Genomic DNA, 20580 nt, shown 5'->3' with positions numbered 1-20580 from the left:
GAGCATTTGCTCAGGATTTTTTGTTAGTTTGATTCAATTTTTTCAGTCTTGGGCTTGGGATCGATGTATACCCAGTTTGGGTCGATTGAGGCGTCAACTTTATCAAATGCCGCCTGCAACGTGTTACCAAACTCAGCCATTGTTTCGTCAGTCAGCTTAATGCGCTTGTCAACGTAGATTGGCTCACCGAACGCCATCTTGACGTTACCACGTTTGAACAAACCAGAAAACTTAACGGGTCCTTGATACACCATTGGTACAAGGGGCTTACCAGACAATTTGGCAATCATCATAGCACCACCCTTCATTTCTTGTGAGTGACGGCTACCAGATGGGAACATGATTACACCCAGGTCAGTTTTCTTAAGGTTGTTGACTGGGATCTTGATCGCCGAAGGACCAGGATTTTCACGATCAACGGAAAAAGCATTGGCGTGAATCAGAATCCAGCGTAAAATAGGATTCTTGAAGAGCTCTTTTTTAGCCATGAAGCTAAATTTATGTGGCCAAGCCGCAAGAGCGTAGAAGATGGGATCCCACCAAGTACGGTGAGGACCAACCAAAATATAATTGCCTTCAGGTAGATTGTCTTGGCCGGTAAGCTTATAACGCCCGTTAATGAGCCAAACGACGCCAGCTGCGACAAAACGTATGAATGTGTAGAACATATTCGTTCCTCCCTAATAATAACGCTTCATTATCCCACAGGAAGCGGGCTGTTGGCAAACATACAGGAGAACTCAAACATGAAAGTTGATCTATTACCCGACGAACGCATCGATATGCTGTACAACGATGATGTCCATATTATTCAAAGCAAAGAGGTTTTTTCGTTTTCGTTAGATGCGGTCTTACTCGCCAATTTTGCACAGCCACGTAAAAATGGCCGTGGCTTGAATGTTGACCTAGGTGCCGGTAACGGGGCGGTGTCTTTGTTTATGGCTCACAAAGTCGCGGGGCAAATTGTTGGGGTCGAAATTCAAGAACGATTGGCAGATATGGCAACCCGTTCTGTCCAAATGAATGATTTGACAGACAAAATTACGATTATTAACAAAGATATGCGCGACATTTTTACGGATATTCGGCCAGGATCTGCCGATATGGTCGTGTCAAACCCGCCCTATTTTACGGTCGATAATGAAAATACGGTCATGCATGAAGATGAGCACTATGCAATTGCACGGCATGAAATTAAAGCAGATTTGGATTTGGTGACTTACACGGCTAAGAAATTATTGAAGAATAAGGCGCATTTTTTCATGGTACACCGGCCAGACCGCTTGTTTGAGATTCTTGAATCATTGCAGAAGAATCATTTGGCACCGAAACGCATCCAGTTTGTGTATCCAAAAGCGGGTGAACCAGCTAATGTCCTCTTGATTGATGCGATTAAAGACGGTGCGTTAACGGGGGCCACAATTTTGCCGCCAATTGTGACGCACAATGATGATGATACTTATACGAAAGCTGTCTGGGATATTTACGAAGGCAAAAGCAATGGATAAGCCTTATTATATGTACGTGCTATTAACGGCAGATAACACGTTTTATGGTGGTTTTACGGATGATGTTGGTAAACGTTTTGCCACACACGAAGCTGGTAAGGGTGCTAAGTACACACGTCCGGCGAGTCGGCATCCATTGAAATTGTTGTATGCTGAAGCATTCGCAACTAAGGGAGAAGCCTTGCATGCTGAGGCAGTCTTTAAGAAGTTAAAACGGGTAGATAAAGTGGCTTTTCTGCGGGAACATGGTGTCACAGATTTTACGCCGGCAAAGCGAGATTAACGCTTGACTGAGGTATAAAAACCCTGTATTATACATAGATGGTCTTTGACCACAATAAAATACTCACTAGTACTCAATAGTTCTACGGGTGCCCTCGGGGTCGCGGAATTACATGCGAGGCTAGGTGGAAAAACATTTGGAGGCAGATACTCATGGCAGTTATCTCAATGAAGCAATTGCTTGAAGCTGGTGTTCACTTCGGACACCAAACTCGTCGTTGGAACCCAAAGATGTCAGAATACATCTTTACGGAGCGTAACGGCATCTACATCATCGACTTGCAAAAGACGGTGAAGTTGGTTGACCAAGCTTACAACTACGTTCGCGACGCAGCAGCTAACGGTGCAACGGTTTTGTTCGTTGGTACTAAGAAGCAAGCTCAAGATGCAATTGCTGAAGAAGCAACTCGCGCAAACATGTTCTACGTAAACCACCGTTGGTTGGGTGGAACGTTGACTAACTGGTCAACGATCCAAAAGCGTGTTGCACGTTTGAAGGAATTGCGTGCTATGGCAGAAGACGGAACTTTCGACCGTTTGCCAAAGAAGGAAGTGGCTTTGTTGAACAAGTCACGCGAAAAGTTGGAGAAGTTCTTGGGTGGTATCGCAGATATGCCTAAGATTCCTGACTTGTTGTTCATCGTTGATCCTCACAAGGAGCAATTGGCTGTGCAAGAAGCACACAAGTTGAACATTCCTATCGTGGCTATGGTTGACACGAACGCCGACCCTGACCAAATTGATGTGAAGATTCCATCAAACGATGACGCTATCCGTGCCGTTCGTTTGATCACTGCTAAGATGGCTGATGCTATCATCGAGGGTAACCAAGGTGAAGATGCTGTTGCTGCAGAAGACTTCGCAGCTGAAGGTGCTGACAAGGCAGCTTCAATCGAAGAATTGACTGAAATCGTTGAAGGTAACAACTAATTCGATCTCGTCGATAGAAAAGACCGCTTAACTTTTGTTAGGCGGTCTTTTTCGTTATAATAGAGTTTGTATGAAATACTAATGCATCTAGCCGTGAATTTTGCGCGATATAATAGATATATTAGAAGATTTCGTGTATACTAATTTAGATAAAGATTTTGCATTAACAAGGAGACCATAACAATGGCTATTACTGCTTCACAAGTTAAGGAATTGCGTGAAAAGACTGGTGTCGGAATGATGGACGCCAAGAAGGCGTTGGTTGAAACTGACGGTGACATGGACAAGGCAATCGACGTATTGCGCGAAAAGGGAATGGCAAAGGCTGCTAAGAAGGCCGATGCTGTTGCTGCCGAAGGTATGACTTACGTTGCCGTTAAGGATAACGCTGCCGCAATCATCGAATTGAACTCACAAACTGACTTCGTTGCCGGAAACGCTGAGTTTAACGACTTGTTGCACGCTGTTGCAAACGCTATCGTTGAATTCAAGCCAGCTGACGTTGAGGCTGCTTTGGAGTTGAAGGTTTCTGAAGACCAAACTTTGAACGAGATGATTATCCACACGACACAAATCACTGGTGAGAAGATCACTTTGCGTCGTTTCCAAGTTGTTGAGAAGGCTGAAGGACAAGAGTTCGGTGCATACTCACACATGGGTGGACGTATTTCTTCAGTTGTATTGTTGGACGGTGCTGATGCAGAAGTTGCCAAGGACGTTGCTATGCACGTTGCCGCAATTGCACCACACTACGTTTCACGTGAAGAAGTGCCTGCTGATGTTTTGGCACACGAGAAGGAAGTTCAAATGAACTCAGAAGACTTGGCTGGTAAGCCTGACAACATCAAGGAAAAGATGGTTGAAGGTCGTTTGAACAAGTTCTTGGCTGACATCTCATTGGTTGACCAACCATTCGTTAAGGGTGACGGTAAGGAAACTGTTGCTAAGTTCGTAGAGTCAAAGGGTGGCAAGGTTGTGTCATTCGTTCGCTACGAAGTTGGTGATGGTATCGAAAAGGCAGAAACTGACTTTGCTGCAGAAGTTGCTGCTCAAATCGGTTAATCAGAACTGAGGCTTATTAAATAATGGCAGACGTAAAGTACAAGCGCGTACTTTTGAAGTTGTCAGGTGAGGCCTTGGCTGGTGAACGCGGCTACGGAATTGATCCTGAAACTGTCAAGAGTATCGCGGCAGAAATTAAGGATGTATACGAACTTGGCGTTGAGATTGCTATCGTTGTCGGCGGTGGTAATTTGTGGCGCGGGGAAGCTGGCGCAAAGTTGGGCATGGAACGTGCCCAAGCTGATTACGTTGGTATGTTGGGAACGACGATGAACGCCTTGGCATTGCAAGATGCTTTGGAATCTGAAGACGTACCAACTCGTGTACAAACTGCGATTGAAATGCGTCAAGTGGCAGAACCATACGTTCGTCGTAAGGCTGTTCGCCACTTGGAAAAGGGTCGCGTTGTGATCTTTGGTGCCGGAACGGGTTCACCATACTTCTCAACTGACACAACGGCTGCATTGCGTGCCGCTGAAATCAACGCTGAGGCTATTTTGATGGCTAAGAACGGTGTTGACGGTGTTTACAACGATGACCCTCGTAAGAACCCTGACGCAGTTATGTTCGAGTCATTGACGCACAAGGACATCATTGCGCAAGGTTTGAAGGTCATGGACTCAACGGCCTCAACGTTGTCAATGGACAATGATATCAATTTGGTAATCTTTAACATGAACACAGCTGGTAATATTAAGCGTGTGGTCTTGGGCGAGAATATCGGAACGACCGTGGAGGTAAACTAATATGGCTAATCCAATTCTTGATTCAGCTAACGAGCGTATGGGTAAGGCTGCTGACGTTTTGCGTCGCGAGCTTGGTAATATCCGTGCCGGTGTGGCAAACCCATCAATTTTGCGTAATGTTACGGCAGAATATTATGGGGCACCAACACCTTTGAACCAATTGGCTTCAATTACTGTGCCTGAAGCACGTGTATTGTTGATTACACCATTTGACAAGTCAATCTTGAAGGATATCGAGCAAGCAATTTTTGCTTCTGATCTTGGATTGACACCAGCTAATGACGGATCAGTGATTCGTTTGGTAATTCCTGCCTTGACTGAGGAAACTCGTAAGTCATTGGCTAAGGAAGTTAAGGGTGAGTCAGAAAAGGCTAAGGTTGCGGTTCGTAACGTTCGTCGTGACGCCATGGACGATGCCAAGAAGGCATTGAAGAACGGTGACATGTCAGAAGACGAAGCACGTAAGCTTGAAGACGACATCCAAAAGGCTACTGATGCCGCTGTTAAGAATATTGACGGTATCGCTGCTGAAAAGGAAAAGGAATTGTTGACGATTTAATTCGACTAATGATTTTTCAAAAAGCACTCAACTTTGATAGTTGGGTGCTTTTTTGTTTAAAGAGTGGCGTCGCTGTTGTGAATCCCGTATAGTGATAAGGTACAAATGAACAGGGGGAGTCACATGATTGATGTACACAGTCATTTATTACCAAATATTGACGACGGGTCAAGCTCGCTAGAAGCATCAATACAATTAGCTCGTGTCGCGGTAATAGAGGGGATTACGCATTCGTTGGTGACACCACACCACATGGACGGTCAATTCATTAATCACGCGACTGATGTTATTAATTTGACGGCTGTTTTTCAAACAGAATTAGATCGATTAGCAATCCCGTTAACGGTTTTTCCAGCGCAAGAAGTGCGATTGACTAGTGAATTATTAACGGCATTGGATGCGGGTGATATTTTAACAACGGACACGCAGGGCAGGTTTCTGTTGGTTGAATTACCGGCCAACGAGGTGCCATTATATACAAGTGAAATATTGTTTCAGCTGCAACAACGAGGGATTACGCCGGTAATTGTGCATCCTGAACGGAATCACAGGTTGATGCAGGAACCGCGTTTGTTATACGACCTGGTTTCACAGGGGGCTTATACGCAGGTTACTGCGAGTTCATACGTTGGTGTCTTTGGGAAAGCGGTGATGGCATTTAGTGAGGATATTATAAGTCACGGCTTAGCTCAGATTATTGCCTCGGATGCCCATCAGTTGCCTGGGCGTCAGTATAATATGGCGAAAGCGTTCGAGAAGTTGGTGGCTACCTATGGCACAGGTTTAGCAACTGAATTCAACGAAAATGCGAAAGCCTTAATTAATGGTACAAGCGTTTCAAGGCAACAAATAGTGCCAATTAAGAAAAAAAGGCTATTTTCAGCTTATTAAAAAGACTGGTCATCAACATGATGATCAGTCTTTTTTGTCGCACAAAACACATTAACGTTTTGTGACAAAACGAAAATTCAGTAATAGTTAACGGGGTTACATGCAACAAAAATGATGGCATTAAGATACGGGACTGAAATATAGTATGACCGTTTGCATAAAACAAATCGATAGGCAAAATACTGGTCTTCAATACAGGAATATGTCAGCTAAAACGACTGATTCAGTGTGAAAAACGCGAAATCAGTCGTTTTTTGCTGTTACATCGCGTTAATATGTCGCTTTTTAATAAATGCTACACTGGCGGTACTTATTTTTGAGATGACATTCTTGGGGAGTATTTAATTATGGACAACATCATTGATGTAGGTAGATTATGGCAAATTATTAAACGCAACGTGTTGTTGATGACGCTGTTGGGGATTGCTGCTGGAGGCATTGCCTATGGGATTGCGACGCATGTCATGCAGCCACAATATCGGGCGACGGTGGCACTGTTAGTTAATCGTAAGACGACTTCAGGACAGCAAGGTGTGCAGTTAGGTGATCAACAAGCAGATGTGCAGCTAATTCAGACGTACAAGGATATCTTGACGCGTCCAATCATCTTGAATGAGGCAATCAAACGCTTGGAGTTACCAACTAAAGTTGAGAAAGTGCCACGCCTGCCTGCTAAACACATGACTGATGCGTTTGGACAAACTGTTGAAATTACCGCGGCTCAGCCAGCGCAATATAAGTGGCGCGCTTCTAAGTACGTTGATAGTCACTTGACGGCGAAACAGCTCGTTAGAATGGTGAATGTTTCTAGTTTGACGAATTCACAAGTGTTCTCAATTAATGTTGATGCCTCAAATCCAACGGCGGCACGCGATATTGCGAACGCCATTGCAGATGCTTTTCAGGCAAAAATTCTAGATATTATGGCTGTCTCAAATGTGTCGATTGTTTCGCGGGCTACGCGTCCAACTGAACCGGCGGCACCTAATAAGCAATTAATGGTGTTGGTTGGTTTGGTGGCCGGTGTTGGGTTGGGATTGGTCATTGGGGTGATTCGAGAATTAACCGATCGAACAATCAAAACAGAGACTTTTATGACGGATGAGTTGGGACTCACTAATTTAGGAACGATCACAGGCATTGGTCGTTTAAAAGAACGACGAGTAATGCTAAATGAACAGGGTGTCTCACGCATCAAACAACGTATTTAATAGGTGAATATAATGAGGTTATTTAACAAACAACGTCAGGATAATAATTTGACGCAAAACTCTGGGGCACAATTAGTGACGTATCACGAACCGAAGAATCCGGTATCAGAACAATTTCGCACACTCCGAACAAATATCGAATTTGTTAGTGCGACTTTGCCACAGTTTAAAACTGTCCTGATAACATCGGCGGAAATATCGGATGGTAAAACCACAGTTGCAAGTAACTTAGCTGTCACATGGGCGCAGTCAGGACAGTCGGTGTTATATGTGGATGCTGATTTGCGACGTTCCACTGCTCAGGCGACATTTAAAGTATTGCCAAACAGAGGGCTAACCACGGTGCTATCAGCAGCAAAAATGCCGATAGATGCGGTGCAAAAAACACAAATCACGGGGTTAGATGTATTGACAGCCGGTCCCGTGCCACCTAATCCGGCTGAATTACTGGGATCGGAAAAGATGACAACAATAATCACCTGGGCTAATGCGCATTATGACAAGGTGGTCATTGATGTACCGCCAGTTTTAGCGGTGACGGATGCCCAAATGTTAATGAAACAGGTTGATGGTGTTGTGTTGGTTGTTGCTTTAGGAAAAACAAAAAAGGCAAATATTAAACGCACGGTCGAAATTATGAAGCTCAGTCAAACACCAATTATTGGTGTGGTACACCGAGATAAAAAGAAGCAACGTTATGCAAGTTATGGTTATGGGGAAACGTTTAAAAAATGATTGGGCAACGGTTATATCAAAAATTGATTAAACGCATGTTAGATTGCATTTTTGCAAGTTTATTACTGGTGATTTTTAGTCTACCAATGATCGTGATTGCAGGTACGATTTGGCTTGTCACACACGAAAATCCAATCTTTAAACAAACTAGATTCGGCCGTCATAGTCAGCCGTTTGAAGTTTATAAATTTCGAACAATGGTTGGGTCAGCACCACTGGTTTCGCATCAGGATTTTCATAATCGGGATGCCTACGTGACGACTGTCGGTAAATTTTTACGCCGTACATCATTGGATGAACTACCACAGTGCTTTAACGTCTTACGTGGTGAGATGAGCTTTGTGGGACCGCGACCGTTAGCAGCATCCGATATGGCAGTTATTGAGAAACGTAAAGCACTGGGCGCAGATCGGGTGTTGCCTGGTATCACCGGTTTAGCACAGGTGAGTGGTAGAAATAACGTTTCAGACTGTCAAAAAGCAAAGTATGACGGTACGTATGCCAAGCAAGTCAGTTTTACGCACGATGCTAGTATTGTTGGGGCGACTTTAATTAAGGTCCTGCAACAGTCTGATATTGATAAGGCGTAGGTTAGTGGGGATTAGGTTTGAAAAAGGTATTAATGGTAGCCGCCAAGGCGAACATGATTCAACAATTTAATATGCGGAATTTAGCGATTTTGACTAACTTAGGAGCTGAAGTCCATGTGGCAGCTGATTTTGAGAACTTTGGGACTGTGGATGACCAGACCAATTGTCAACTGATTATGGATTTGACGGAAATGGGAATTGTCTTACATCAAATTAATTTTGATCGTGGACTTGGGCGTTTGATGGTGAACTACCAAGTGATGACACAATTACGTCGGTTAATTGGGGAAAATCAGTATGACTTGATACATGTCCATTCGCCGATTGGGGCAGCTTTAACGCGGTTGGCATCGTGGGGTACGGGATGTCCAGTCATTTATACGGCGCATGGGTTTCATTTCTTTCGAGGTGGACCACTTAAAAACTGGTTAGTCTTTCCGATTGAGTGGTTCTTGGCTTGGCTGACGCAACATTTGTTAGTCATTAATCACACCGATGAGGCTGTTAGCCGATTCTTACCGGTACAAAGAGTCACGTATTTGCCCAGTATTGGTGCGCCAGTGCAGCGGTCATTAGCCGTTTTGCCAGTGACACGATTATCGATTCGCAAACGGATGCGCGCATGTCTTGACTTAACTAGCGATGATTTTGCAATCATTCAAGTTGGTGAGTTTAGTACTCGCAAAAATCAAGCAACACTCTTGCAAGCAGTGCATGCACTATCAAATCCACAGATAAAGATATTCTTTGCTGGGGTCGGAGCGGCTGAAGCAACAACTAAACGGTTAGTAACTGAGCTTGGCTTGTCGCAGCAAGTAACGTTTTTGGGATATCAGGCGAATTTACAAGATTTACATTACGCTGCAGACATGATTGTCATGCCATCACTACGAGAAGGATTTGGCATGGGTGGCTTTAATGCGCTAATCGATGGGGTATACATGATTGGCGCTAAGGGAACCGGCATGGCAGATTACTTAATTGACGAAAAATTAGGACAATTAATTAACCCGCTAGATGTTATGGCGTTAGCTGATGCGATTAAACGTGTGCGGGACAAACGATTACAGCCAGCATTAAACGAGTATACCGAGTTCTTAATGCAATTTGATGAGTCACGTGTTGATACAATCATGACCGGCATTTACCGTCGGTATCTTAAGGGGGATAAGGTGGGGATGAACCAATGAAACAGTTAACGAAGATGCCAATTGATATCGTCATCCCCTGGGTTGATGGCAGTGATTTAGCTTGGCAACAACGCAGGTCACAACATGTGTCATTACCAGAGTACGAAGCAGCGGACCAACGATATCGTGATTTTGGTACGTTGAAGTATTTGTTGCGTTCAATTGCGCAGTATGCGCCATGGGTAAACAAAATCTATCTTGTCACTGATCAGCAACGGCCTAGCTTTATTAAAGACAGTAAACGGTTGGTTGTCGTAGATCATACTAGCTTTATTCCAAACGAGTATTTGCCAACTTATAATTCAAATGTGATTGAAGTGCACTGCTGGCGTATTCCGGGGTTAAACGAACACTTTATCCTGTTAAATGATGATTTTTTGTTTACAAATCCAGTCTGGCCAAGCGATTTTTTTACGGCAGATGGTGAAAAGGTGGTTGATATGACGAGTCAATTTTTATTAATGCCACGAGATGATTTTGCCCATACGGCGGTTAATAACATGACACTAATAAACCGCGAATTTTCTAAAAGAGAATGGTTGTTCACTAATTGGACTGCGGCCTTTTCCTTGAGAAACGGCGTCAGAATAGGGTTGCTATCGAGTTTGTTATCGATATTGCCATATTTCACACGCTTCTACGATCATCATCTTGCGATACCATTTTTGAAATCTTCTTTTATGAATGGTTATTCACTTTACGAAAGGGAGGTAACGAAGATGGCGTTGACAAATAAGCAACGTCAGGTAACCGACATTTCAGTTTGGCTGATGCGCTATTATCAAATTTTGACTGGATGTGTTAAGCCGCGATCATATAAATTTGGTCGTTATTTAGAGATTCAGGATGTTGATGCCGTGAAGCGTTTATTCCGTAGCCGGGTAAAAATAACAAAGATGGTGGTGCTAAATGATACGGTTACGACACCCGCACAGGAAACTGCTGCTTTAGCAACTATGAAAATTTTGGAGCGACGTTTTGCAAACAAAAGTAACTATGAGAAATAATCGGCAACCAGTACTGTCACTAATTATCGCAGCTTACAATGTGCAGGATGAAATTGCTGCGACGTTGCAATCAGTTTTGACACAAAGACGACAAGAACTGGAGATTATCATTATCGATGATGCTTCCACGGATGCAACGTGGGCTCATTGTCGCCGGTTTGCTGCTCACGAAAACGTTATTCTCCATCGTCATACGTTTAATCGTGGTCTGAGTGAAGTGCGGAATACAGGTATGCGGATGGCGACAGGTGAATGGCTGGCTTTTTTGGATGGCGACGATCAATTGACGCCGGGAGCTATTAATCAAATGGTACAAACATTGGACAGTACGACTGATTTAGTGGTATTTGGTTTCCAAAAAATTCGACAGGGCAACGTTATTCAAGTGTTTAAACCGACCAATAATTTACAGCATATTTACACAGGTGCTTGGAATAAAATTTATCGTCGGCAATTAGTGAGGGACTTGTTATTTCCGCCAGGCCGTTTTTTTGAAGATATGGCTTTTACGGCAATTGCGTTCTTACGGGCTAGTCATGTGAAGGTATTGGAAGCCCCATTAGTTAAGTATTGTGTGCGTGATAGCAGCATTACACAAAGTTCAACCGTTGTGAAGCATGTCGATGTCGTGGCGGTCTTGCAACAGTTAGTTGATTACCGGACGGATGTGGCGCAACCACAAGATGTACCGGCAATTAACATGCTGCTTAATAAGCAACTGTTCAGTCATATGTTTCAGGTTTTACGTTATCGACAGGTGTCCTTAAAGGATAAGGTGGGTGTATTGCGCCAACTATGTCAGGCAAAACGGCGTTGGCAAACAGGTTGGCAATTCGATGACGAATGGCGCCGGCAGTGCAAAGACGTTCTAATTTGGTTAGCTGGCTGCGCGCTAGTCTTGTGCTGGTCCGCTAAAGGTGGTGAGTAAGCAATGGTCGGCGTGTTTTATGGTTTAGTCCTGATTGAATTAATCCTGTTATTGCTTACACCAAGTCGTCAGCAACGGGTGTCGATAGTGTTTTTGGTTCTGTTAGCAATTATATTTGCCTATGTACCGATTACCGTGTCCGACAATTGGGTTTACAACTGGTACTATACACATCCAGAAGTACCAACAAAGTCGAACCGGTTTTTAATCAGGTCATGCAGATGGCAACTAAGGTGGGATTGTCCTATCAACAGTTTAAATTAGTCATTTTTACGATTGAAATGAGTTGTATGGCTTGGGGGTTAAACATCCTTCAAGTCGATAATAAGCGGGTGGTTTTGTTATGTTATACCGCCATTCAGTTCTTTGAATCGGGGGTACAGCTACGAAATTATTTGATGGCCACTGTCGTTTTCGTTGCCATCGCTTATCTCTGGCGGGACAAACGGTTTGATACGATGTATTTTGTGATGTTGGTGGGTCTAGCCGCCGGCATTCAATTAGCGGCAGTATTCTTTTTATTGTTGTTGCCGATGAGACGATTGCGAACGCGAAACGCACAGTTATGGTTCATTGGTGTCATTAGTGCTGGTGCTTTGTTAATTGCTGTGCCGGTGACACGTCATATTTACGTCTTGATCGTTCAGGCAATTGCCACACGGTTACCGGTGATCGGCCCGAAAATGTTGCAGTACGCGCTTCGGTTCGAGCCAGGTATGATTATCATATTAGACGTGGCGATAGCTGTCGTGTTATTACTGCTATTTTGGCGTCTAGAAGCCATTTTCAAGCAGACAGATAATCAACCACTACAGTCGTCAATTAGGTTAGGCCAGCAAATGGCATTGATTTTTTATAGTATGGTGCCGCTTTATTTGGTGGCCTACAATTTTGATCGTATTTTAATCGATGGGCTAATAGTTGTTTTTGCTATTTTCGCGCAGATATTAGGACAACTAACGCAACGGAATAAGTGGCTCTTATTAGCGATAATGGGGCTTTTAGTAGGAACCTATAGCTTTGCGACTTACCACTATGGCACTAAGTATCACAATACGTACGCACCAATGATTCATGAAAACGCCATGTTCCCAGATAAAACCTATGTGATGAAGGAGGAATGGCGATGATAAATCATGCAACGGCAACGGTTAAAAATACAGTAGTAGCCACGGGAGCACAACTTGTGACACTAGCATCGCAATTTACGATGCAAATCGTTTTTGTGCAGACGATGTCAGCTAATTATTTAGGTGCAAACGGTCTTTTTAATAATTTAATGAATATTTTGTCCTTTGCGGAATTAGGTATCGGAGCGGCCATGACATTTTCGTTGTATCGACCATTAGCGAATCGAGACATGGGACTAGTGGATGCGCTGCTGACTTGTTACCGACGTTTGTACGGTGGCATTGGATTTACCATTTTATTACTGGGCCTTTTATTAGCGGCCGGGTTACCGTTCTTTGTAAAGCCGGGTCTAACAATTCCACATATTCAGTTCATGTTTTACTTGTATGTTATTGGCACGGCGTTGAGTTATTTTTTCTCATATGCCCGTTCGTTGTTTATTGCTGATCAACGCGCGTACGTGAATAATATCAATCAGGTAGGATGCCGGTTCATTCAAAACATTGTGCAAATTGTTGTCCTAGTTGTTTGGCAAAACTATGTGGCCTTCTTAATGCTCCACATTGGAGGAACGCTACTTGCTAATTTGTTGATTAATTGGCGGGCTAAGCAACAGTATCCAATGCTGACTTGGCGTTCATCGCAACGCATCCCAGAAACCATCAAACAAAAATTACGAGAGAACGTCCTTGGAAATATTTCAGCGAAGGTTGGTGTTATTGTCGTTAACGGTACCGATAATTTATTGATTGCTAAGTATCTAGGATTAAGTGTTTTGGGTGCCTATACAAATTACGCGTTAATTGTCCAAGGGTTAAGTAGTTTAGTTGGCCAGGTAATGGCAGCGATTGTTGGCGTTTTTGGCCACATTGGCGTAACCGAAAGCGTAGCGCAACAGCAAGTCGCGTACTATCGCAACTTATGTTTAATTGCGTTAGTTAGTACGGTCTTAGCAGGGGGCTGCTTTACTGTGATGCAGGATTTCATTCAGTTAGTATTTGGACCAGCATATGTTCTTGCTGATTTCACGGTCTTTTTAATCGTGATTAATTTGGGATTTACGATGTTGCGACAAGCAAATTTAAGTTTTGCAGCAGCGTTGGGATTGTTTTGGACCATGCGATATAAATCTTTAGTTGAAGCGGGTGTGAATTTGGGAACTAGTTTGTGGCTAATCACGCAAACTGATTTGGGAATCAATGCGGTGTTGCTGGGGAATATTATTAGTAATTTAGTCGTTAATTTCTGGTGGGAGCCGTGGCTGGTTTTCAAACACGGCTTTCAACAAAGTGCCAAATGCCCTTTAGTAAAGTTTGCGGCCTATCATGTTGCGTTAGCGGGTTTGGTTGGTGTGCACTATGTATGTCATGGGTGGCTACCACAAATGGGGTGGCTAGGTTTAATTTTTACGGGGATGGGTAGTGTTGTTGGCTATAGTGTTGTTTTTATCTTGGCGTTCAGTTGCCAAATTGAGACCCGTGATTTATGCAAAATCATGTGGCGTCAAATGACTGGGAGAAAGTATTTACGATGAGTGAATTTAAAGGGCAACCACTACTGAGTATTATCGTGCCAGTGTATAACAATGCCAAAACGTTGCCGGCCCTAATGCAACAGTTGCGGTTAGTCACTGCAGTGGAGGTGATTTTTATTGATGATGGATCCACTGATAGAAGTCTTGACGTAATCCGACATCAGCTAAAATTATTTGAGGATGGTCGACTAATCATCGCACAGCATGGTGGCGCAGCATCGGCCAGAAATCAAGGTATAGCGGTGGCCAAGGGGATGTATCTCGCATTCGTTGACGCTGATGATGAAGTGAATGGCGTCATGCTTAATAAAATTATAAAGACGCACCTGATAGCTCAGCAGGTCCAAATTGATTTGGTGTTGTTTGTTACAAACGGCCAGGTACATGACATGTCGTTAAACGCAACGAGCCGATTTCAATTATTGCAGGCACTGTTAAAATTGCCGGTGTTAACGAGTTATGAAGGCGTGGGGCCAGAGCCGTTCAATAAATTTTATCGCACACAATTAATTAGAGGTGCTAACCTAATGTTCAATGAATCATTGCACATGGGTGAAGATATGTTGTTTAATGTCGCGGTTTGCCAAAAGGCGACCGACGTACGATTTGTACCGGCGAACTATTATCAGTACCTACCAACAGCGCAGTCAACGACACGTCGCTTATCGTTTGATATCGTGGCCAATAGTCAGTGCTTTTTAGAAGCGTTACGACCGATAGTGCCAGTTGCATTAAGTGCTGCGAAGGTTGCGGACACAGTCGTGATGGATAGTCGACGCTTATGCCGTCAACCTGGTGGCTGGCTAAACATGCCACGATTGATACAAATGACCAGACAATATCAGTCAGACGCTAGCTCGTTGCCTTGGCGGAAAAGAGTGCTGTTCTGGGTGCTAAATAAATTATTGTAGTAAAAAGCAGTCACCAATGACATTGTGCCGGTGACTGCTTTTGTGATGATTAATCTTTTTCTGAACGGCGACCAGCGACTAGCATGGCCATGCCAATAACGCCAACTAATCCACCAAGAATAAAAGCTAAAATGATTCCCAGTATATACATATTGTGAACTGCCTCCGAACATAAGTGTAAAATATCTGGCGGTGACGTTCAAGTTTCAAATCGCTGGATAAAAAGTAGAACAACCTTCGTAAATCATTCATAAACGATTAGTAATATGAGGAGATAGAGAAGAAATAGAGGAGGGCAAATCATGATGATGTTAGTGTCATTTTTAGCCGGTGGATTTATTGGTGTGATGGGGATGGCGTTATTAGTCGCAGCTCGTATCAATGAAAACTAGTCGAAATTAAGAGATGGTGATCGATAACAGTTCGGTCACCGTTTTTTTACGCCAGATTTTTCGAACTTTAGGACATGTAACGGCCTTTTTAGGCTGAATTACTGACTACAAGTACGGGAGTGTTTATAAAAAAATAAACATCAACGGGAAATTACGGCAATTCAGTCAGTTTCGTTTTACAATAAATGCACAAGTATGTATTACAGTTGAGAAGGAGTGGCTCATGGATAACGAGCAAACACAACCCGTTTCACGCTCAAGTCGCTTAGCGAATGAACGTGGCGGAAAAAAACAAAAAGCCCCAAAAAATCAGGGTCCAAAGAAATCACATAAAGTCCGTAATTGGATTTTATCAATCTTATTGGTGATTGTCTTGGTAATTGCTGGCTTATTCGGCTATGCATATATGCAGACTAAGAGTGCTATCGATAAGTCATACGTGGCACCGACGATGAAGAAGGCGCGTGATGTGTCGGCTGTCTTGTCAGATGGTAAGCCGGTGTCATTGTTGCTATTGGGTACAGACACGGGTGCTTTGGGACGTGATTACAAAGGTCGAACTGACTCAATCATGATTGTGACCATTAATCCTAAAACAGATAAGACGACGATTATGTCAATTCCACGTGATACGTTGGTCGCGATTGATGGGTATGAGGATACCTTCCCACAAAAAATTAATGCGGCGTATGCTTACGGATCAGCCGAATCAACAATTAAGACGATTCAGGACTGGCTAAATATTCCAATTGACTTCTATGCATTGGTTAACATGGGTGGCATGGAAAAGGTTGTTAACAAAGTTGGCGGCATTACGGTGACGTCACCATTGACGTTTGCGTACAACCCTGAGACGGCTCACGCTGACGCGGGTGATTTGTACAGCTTTACGCAAGGATCAACAACGTGGTCATACAACGGTGTATCACACACCAAGATGACAGGTAAGGCTGCCTTGGCCTTCTCACGGATGCGTTACGATGATCCACAGGGAGACTACGGTCGTCAGGAACGTCAGCGATTGGTGCTGCAAGGAATTGTTGACGCAGCGAAGAGCAATCCAACAAAGTTGTTGAATACAGATTTCTTGAATTCAATTTCTTCATCAATGCAAACTGACTTGAGCTACAACGATATGTTAGCAATTGCGACAAAGTATTCAGGGGCGGCTAACAACGTGAAGAATGATCACATTCAAGGAACGGGTTACAGTTTGACGTCTGGCTCTACTGAAGTCGTTTCAAGCTCTGAACAACAACGTGCAACGAATGTGTTGCGCAAGGCGTTGGGCTTGCCAGCAGCTAATACAGGTAACTTATATGGTGGCAATATTTCCACTGATGTGATGATTGCCAATGGTGTACCAACTGAATAATAACGAAAAGAGTGCTATTTTGGGCACTCTTTTTTTGAGGGTAAAAATGCTTGTTTTTAACCGCAAGATAGCGCATTATAAAAAGTGAAATATGTAACAAGATTGAATTTGGGGAGTTAATGTGATGAATAAGGTAGTAAAAGCTCTTTTAATAGGAGCTGTGGGTGTTTTGGGCGCAACTTCGTTACTAACAACGTCGGCGTCGGCAGATAATCGGACAGGTTATATTTATTCGCCAGAAGTATCTACGGCTAATGGTGGTTGGAATTGGCTTGAAAATGGGAAACCGTATACAGGCTTCCGTTACTATATGGGGACGTATTATTGGTTTGTTAATGGTGTTCGCCAAAATGCCGGCTGGCGTGATGCCTGGGGCATGCGTTATTATACGGATGATAACGGCCGGGCCGTCCAGGGTAACCAAGCGATTAATGGGACGGTGTACAGTTTTGGTGACAATGGGACATTCTTTTTGCGAGGTAAGGTTAAAGATGCCTATGTGCCCGTGAATAATAGTGGTTGGCGTTGGGTGACTAATGGGGCCAACTTTACGGGATTCCGTTTCTACATGGGTGCCTACTATTGGTTCCAGAATGGTGTCCGGCAGAACTCGCAATGGGAAACTGCTTGGGGGATGAATTATTATGTTGGTCGTGATGGACGAGCGGTACAAGGACTCCAGACGATCAATAACAAGAAGTACTACTTTGGTAACGATGGTACTTTTTATTCTCGGGCTGTACCTGGTAAGCCAACTTACTTTTCACAGTGGGATGGCCGTTGGTCAGGTACTTGGTTTAACGGTGGCACGTTTGGGGCAACTGGGTGTGTTCCTTCAAGCATCGCGATGATTATGAATGGGTCATATGGCGTCAATACGACACCACGTGATGTTGCTAATCGTTTGGGCGGCGCAAGCATGTCATATGGTGCGTCAGGTCGTGACTTAGTTCGTATGGTCAATAGTTTCGGTCATACAACACGCAACCTTACAACGCCAACGCAAGTTAAAGATGCCTTGCGTGATGGCTACCCAGTTATTTTTTTAATTAACGTGGGGATTGGTCACGCGGTCGCAGCTTACGGCTATAGTGATGGGAATACAGAAGTTTTTGATCCGTACAACCACCAATTCTACAATGGTTGGAACTCGGTGGATGGGTTAATTGGCCGTTTGTCAGCTGACCCACATGATTGGGATGCTGGCACACCCGTATTTGCGATTGAGTAGGTGGATACATGCAAAAACAAACAGGTAAAGGGATTGGTCTTGTCATTCGCATGCTGATTATCATTGGCGTGTTAATTGGTGCGTATGTCCTGGGGCAAAATCAGCGAATGCATCACACGGCACACCAAACAAGTTCTGCCCGCAAGGTAACCTCAGCTAGTTCAGATCAGACGAGCACCGGTACAGCAAGTGTTACAACGCAAATGAGTCATGAGGCGACTAATGCTAGTGCGTCGGTAGAAACGGCTTCTGAATCACAAAGTAGTGTCGCCGAGGAACAGGCAACGATTGCAAGCAGTTTTAGCACAGCAGTCAGTCAACCGGCGACTTCTTCAACGACAACTTTTGATGCATCAACTGCTCGTATTATGCTTTACAACGCGGGCGTTGATTCTTCATCAATCGATAATCAAACGTTGCAACAATATTGGCAAGCCGCGCAGGATTCGCATACTGATTTTGCGACGTACGTCAAAACGCAACTGAAATAATAGTCAATGCAAAAGCCCCAGCTAGTAGCTTCTTAAACGAGTGCCACTAGCTGGGGCTTTTGCATTGGTCCAGACCAGCCGATGTCATCATTCCTAACACAATTGTGAGTGTGCAATGAGAGAGTGCCTATACTGATTATAAATTAGAAGTCGATGAGAGATATCAGGAGGTAGCGATATGGTGGGGTCGGATATTGCATGGGTACTTGTCAGTGCCGCGTTAGTTTGGTTGATGGTGCCTGGATTGGCATTGTTCTACGGTGGATTCACAGATGTGCGCTCAACAGTGAACACATTAGCCATGGTGCTAATTGCTATTGCTATCGGTGGTACCGTGTGGTTTGCGGTTGGCTATTCGCTAGCTTTTAGTGGACACGGTTTAATCATTGGCGATCTACGGGCAGCCTTCTTTCACGGGGTATCCATGACTAGTAGCTCACGAGGTCTAAGTATCCCGGATGGGGCATTTGCGTTGTTTCAGGGGATGTTTCCGATGATTACCATGGCAATCATCGCTGGTTCGGTAGTCGGGCGAATGAACTTCAAAGCGTTTATCTTGTTTCTACTGGGATGGATGTTATTAGTATATGTGCCATTAGCTCACATGGTTTGGGGCGGTGGTTTGCTGGCTCGGATGGGTGCGTTAGATTTCGCCGGCGGTGATGTGGTGCACATTTCTTCTGGTGTATCAGGACTTACCTTGGCCTTGATCATCGGAAAGCGTAAGCAGGCTACTACGTTAACAGTTCACAATATGCTGTCTGTTGTTATTGGTGGTGGCTTGCTATGGTTTGGTTGGTTCGGTTTTAACGCCGGGTCAGCTTTAGCAGCAAACGGTGTGGCAGTGTTGGCCCTCATTAACACAAGTATTGCGGCCTCGGCCGGTATGCTGACATGGGTCATGTTCGACTTGTTGGTCTTCCAACAGGTTAAGGTTGCTGGAGCCATGTCAGGGGCCATTGCAGGATTGGTAGCGATTACACCAGGCGCTGGCTTCGTTGAGCCGGTGTCGGCAGCGATTATGGGTGTGGTCGTGTCGTTAGTTGTTTACATTGCGACGACGGTGATTAAATACCGCATGGGTTATGATGACACACTGGATGCATTTGGCTTGCACGGTGTCGGTGGTGTATTCGGTGGACTGCTAACAGGTGTGTTTGCTACAAAAACGCTGGCAGGTACAACTGGATTGTTACAAGGGAATTGGCACTTGATGGGTGTGCAATTGGCCGGAATTGTTTTAACAATCGCTGTTTCCGTCGTTATGACCTGGTCAATTGCTAAAATTGTAGGTCTCATCGTACCACTCAGAATCGGTGAAAAGGCTGAGTTAACGGGTGTTGATTTGCTGCAACACGGTGAGTCACTAACGTTCACGAAATAAAGGGTTGACAATACGTATTATTCGCGGTAATGTATTAAAAACCAAATATTACAAGTTTGTAAAGGGTTTCTTTACAATAGCAAAATGAAAAGGGGGATTTCATATGTTTAGTTTGAGCATGTTGAATAAGAAAGTTGATCGCGCTGTTCGTGCCTTCGAAAAGATGAATACGAACACTCACCCCGCTAAGGATGCGAAGAAGCATTAATAAGCGATGATTAATTGTTAAAAGTCAGGTTGCACATTGACGTGTAACCTGGCTTTTTTGGTTCGCTACTTAAGGTGGTGAAAGGCAATTGGGACGCGCTTTCAGCTAACTATTAGCGATAATCAATCGGAATTGGTCTATACGTAAACCTATACCAATTTTTACCAATTAAAATAAAATATACTAGGATTTAGTTGACCGTGCTTTTTTAAACGGTATTATAGGTATTGTATTAAAACGCAATGAAGAAACAAAAGGGTATACCACTTTGTTTATGATAGTGC

The 20580-nt window shown here is 43.9% G+C and carries 21 protein-coding genes; 20 read left to right on the top strand and 1 reads right to left on the bottom strand.

What is annotated here, in order from left to right; genetic code table 11:
• Positions 1-23 precede the first annotated feature (23 nt).
• Positions 24-668 carry a lysophospholipid acyltransferase family protein gene (locus ESE_RS0104410; protein ID WP_010371869.1) on the bottom strand — a complete coding sequence of 215 codons (645 nt, stop codon included), beginning with the start codon at positions 666-668 and terminating at the stop codon, positions 24-26.
• Between the two features lie 78 nt (positions 669-746).
• Between ESE_RS0104410 and ESE_RS0104405 the strand changes: the two genes are divergently transcribed.
• The 20 genes from ESE_RS0104405 (at position 747) to ESE_RS0104300 (ending at position 20088) form a co-directional block, all read left to right on the top strand.
• Positions 747-1508 (top strand): tRNA1(Val) (adenine(37)-N6)-methyltransferase, encoded by a 762-nt coding sequence (locus tag ESE_RS0104405; protein ID WP_010371867.1) that lies wholly within the window; start codon positions 747-749, stop codon positions 1506-1508.
• Positions 1501-1791 (top strand): GIY-YIG nuclease family protein, encoded by a 291-nt coding sequence (locus tag ESE_RS0104400; protein ID WP_010371865.1) that lies wholly within the window; start codon positions 1501-1503, stop codon positions 1789-1791. Before ESE_RS0104405 ends, ESE_RS0104400 begins: the two co-directional genes overlap by 8 nt.
• Positions 1792-1943: 152 nt before the next feature.
• Entirely contained in the window at positions 1944-2720 is a 777-nt protein-coding gene (rpsB, locus tag ESE_RS0104395) for a 30S ribosomal protein S2 (protein WP_010371861.1), read from the top strand.
• A 183-nt stretch (positions 2721-2903) separates the two neighbouring features.
• A complete protein-coding gene (tsf, locus tag ESE_RS0104390) occupies positions 2904-3782 on the top strand; it encodes a translation elongation factor Ts (protein ID WP_010371859.1) in 879 nt (292 codons plus the stop codon).
• Positions 3783-3805: 23 nt separating this feature from the next.
• Complete coding sequence (gene pyrH / locus ESE_RS0104385; RefSeq protein WP_010371856.1) at positions 3806-4528, top strand: UMP kinase; 723 nt, start codon at positions 3806-3808, stop codon at positions 4526-4528.
• Between the two features lies 1 nt (position 4529).
• On the top strand, positions 4530-5087 hold the full coding sequence (gene frr, locus ESE_RS0104380) for a ribosome recycling factor (protein ID WP_010371853.1): 558 nt from the start codon (positions 4530-4532) through the stop codon (positions 5085-5087).
• A 123-nt stretch (positions 5088-5210) separates the two neighbouring features.
• Positions 5211-5978 carry a tyrosine-protein phosphatase gene (locus tag ESE_RS0104375; protein WP_010371849.1) on the top strand — a complete coding sequence of 256 codons (768 nt, stop codon included), beginning with the start codon at positions 5211-5213 and terminating at the stop codon, positions 5976-5978.
• A 347-nt stretch (positions 5979-6325) separates the two neighbouring features.
• Positions 6326-7189 (top strand): YveK family protein, encoded by an 864-nt coding sequence (locus ESE_RS11420; protein WP_010371846.1) that lies wholly within the window; start codon positions 6326-6328, stop codon positions 7187-7189.
• Between the two features lie 12 nt (positions 7190-7201).
• Positions 7202-7924: a CpsD/CapB family tyrosine-protein kinase gene (locus ESE_RS0104365; protein ID WP_010371843.1), complete on the top strand. Its 723-nt coding sequence runs from the start codon at positions 7202-7204 to the stop codon at positions 7922-7924.
• 35 nt (positions 7925-7959) lie between these two features.
• The gene (locus tag ESE_RS0104360; RefSeq protein ID WP_157725484.1) at positions 7960-8514 is read left to right on the top strand and encodes a sugar transferase; all 555 of its coding nucleotides are present in this window, start codon (positions 7960-7962) and stop codon (positions 8512-8514) included.
• A gap of 17 nt (positions 8515-8531) precedes the next feature.
• Positions 8532-9704 (top strand): glycosyltransferase, encoded by a 1173-nt coding sequence (locus ESE_RS11415; RefSeq protein ID WP_128735763.1) that lies wholly within the window; start codon positions 8532-8534, stop codon positions 9702-9704.
• The gene (locus ESE_RS0104350) at positions 9701-10711 is read left to right on the top strand and encodes a stealth family protein (RefSeq protein ID WP_010371834.1); all 1011 of its coding nucleotides are present in this window, start codon (positions 9701-9703) and stop codon (positions 10709-10711) included. The genes ESE_RS11415 and ESE_RS0104350 overlap by 4 nt, the downstream gene beginning before the upstream one ends.
• A complete protein-coding gene (locus tag ESE_RS0104345; RefSeq protein ID WP_134658974.1) occupies positions 10683-11639 on the top strand; it encodes a glycosyltransferase family 2 protein in 957 nt (318 codons plus the stop codon). The genes ESE_RS0104350 and ESE_RS0104345 overlap by 29 nt, the downstream gene beginning before the upstream one ends.
• A 146-nt stretch (positions 11640-11785) precedes the next feature.
• Positions 11786-12769 carry an EpsG family protein gene (locus ESE_RS0104340; RefSeq protein ID WP_075274790.1) on the top strand — a complete coding sequence of 328 codons (984 nt, stop codon included), beginning with the start codon at positions 11786-11788 and terminating at the stop codon, positions 12767-12769.
• Positions 12766-14304, top strand: a complete 1539-nt coding sequence (locus tag ESE_RS0104335) for a lipopolysaccharide biosynthesis protein (protein WP_010371827.1) — start codon at positions 12766-12768, stop codon at positions 14302-14304. Before ESE_RS0104340 ends, ESE_RS0104335 begins: the two co-directional genes overlap by 4 nt.
• Complete coding sequence (locus ESE_RS0104330) at positions 14301-15215, top strand: glycosyltransferase (RefSeq protein ID WP_010371824.1); 915 nt, start codon at positions 14301-14303, stop codon at positions 15213-15215. The genes ESE_RS0104335 and ESE_RS0104330 overlap by 4 nt, the downstream gene beginning before the upstream one ends.
• A gap of 615 nt (positions 15216-15830) precedes the next feature.
• Positions 15831-16982 (top strand): LCP family protein, encoded by a 1152-nt coding sequence (locus ESE_RS0104315; RefSeq protein ID WP_010371816.1) that lies wholly within the window; start codon positions 15831-15833, stop codon positions 16980-16982.
• Positions 16983-17106: 124 nt separating this feature from the next.
• Positions 17107-18213, top strand: a complete 1107-nt coding sequence (locus ESE_RS11840) for a C39 family peptidase (RefSeq protein ID WP_010371815.1) — start codon at positions 17107-17109, stop codon at positions 18211-18213.
• 8 nt (positions 18214-18221) lie between these two features.
• Complete coding sequence (locus ESE_RS0104305) at positions 18222-18704, top strand: hypothetical protein (RefSeq protein ID WP_010371812.1); 483 nt, start codon at positions 18222-18224, stop codon at positions 18702-18704.
• A gap of 178 nt (positions 18705-18882) precedes the next feature.
• Positions 18883-20088 carry an ammonium transporter gene (locus ESE_RS0104300; protein WP_010371809.1) on the top strand — a complete coding sequence of 402 codons (1206 nt, stop codon included), beginning with the start codon at positions 18883-18885 and terminating at the stop codon, positions 20086-20088.
• Positions 20089-20580 lie beyond the last annotated feature (492 nt).

It is taken from the genome of Weissella cibaria KACC 11862 (assembly GCF_000193635.1).
GTDB classification, from domain to species: Bacteria; Bacillota; Bacilli; order Lactobacillales; family Lactobacillaceae; genus Weissella; species Weissella cibaria.
The sequence above is the reverse complement of the archived record's forward strand: the minus strand, read 5'-3'. Positions and strand labels throughout refer to the sequence as shown.

Excerpts from the sequence above, each read along its gene's own strand:
- ESE_RS0104410 (WP_010371869.1), bottom strand. The coding sequence starts at position 668 with ATGTTCTACACATTCATACGTTTTGTCGCAGCTGGCGTCGTTTGGCTC.
- ESE_RS0104405 (WP_010371867.1), top strand. The coding sequence starts at position 747 with ATGAAAGTTGATCTATTACCCGACGAACGCATCGATATGCTGTACAAC.
- ESE_RS0104400 (WP_010371865.1), top strand. The coding sequence starts at position 1,501 with ATGGATAAGCCTTATTATATGTACGTGCTATTAACGGCAGATAACACG.
- rpsB (WP_010371861.1), top strand. The coding sequence starts at position 1,944 with ATGGCAGTTATCTCAATGAAGCAATTGCTTGAAGCTGGTGTTCACTTC.
- tsf (WP_010371859.1), top strand. The coding sequence starts at position 2,904 with ATGGCTATTACTGCTTCACAAGTTAAGGAATTGCGTGAAAAGACTGGT.
- pyrH (WP_010371856.1), top strand. The coding sequence starts at position 3,806 with ATGGCAGACGTAAAGTACAAGCGCGTACTTTTGAAGTTGTCAGGTGAG.
- frr (WP_010371853.1), top strand. The coding sequence starts at position 4,530 with ATGGCTAATCCAATTCTTGATTCAGCTAACGAGCGTATGGGTAAGGCT.
- ESE_RS0104375 (WP_010371849.1), top strand. The coding sequence starts at position 5,211 with ATGATTGATGTACACAGTCATTTATTACCAAATATTGACGACGGGTCA.
- ESE_RS11420 (WP_010371846.1), top strand. The coding sequence starts at position 6,326 with ATGGACAACATCATTGATGTAGGTAGATTATGGCAAATTATTAAACGC.
- ESE_RS0104365 (WP_010371843.1), top strand. The coding sequence starts at position 7,202 with ATGAGGTTATTTAACAAACAACGTCAGGATAATAATTTGACGCAAAAC.
- ESE_RS0104360 (WP_157725484.1), top strand. The coding sequence starts at position 7,960 with ATGTTAGATTGCATTTTTGCAAGTTTATTACTGGTGATTTTTAGTCTA.
- ESE_RS0104350 (WP_010371834.1), top strand. The coding sequence starts at position 9,701 with ATGAAACAGTTAACGAAGATGCCAATTGATATCGTCATCCCCTGGGTT.
- ESE_RS0104335 (WP_010371827.1), top strand. The coding sequence starts at position 12,766 with ATGATAAATCATGCAACGGCAACGGTTAAAAATACAGTAGTAGCCACG.
- ESE_RS0104330 (WP_010371824.1), top strand. The coding sequence starts at position 14,301 with ATGAGTGAATTTAAAGGGCAACCACTACTGAGTATTATCGTGCCAGTG.
- ESE_RS0104315 (WP_010371816.1), top strand. The coding sequence starts at position 15,831 with ATGGATAACGAGCAAACACAACCCGTTTCACGCTCAAGTCGCTTAGCG.
- ESE_RS11840 (WP_010371815.1), top strand. The coding sequence starts at position 17,107 with ATGAATAAGGTAGTAAAAGCTCTTTTAATAGGAGCTGTGGGTGTTTTG.
- ESE_RS0104305 (WP_010371812.1), top strand. The coding sequence starts at position 18,222 with ATGCAAAAACAAACAGGTAAAGGGATTGGTCTTGTCATTCGCATGCTG.
- ESE_RS0104300 (WP_010371809.1), top strand. The coding sequence starts at position 18,883 with ATGGTGGGGTCGGATATTGCATGGGTACTTGTCAGTGCCGCGTTAGTT.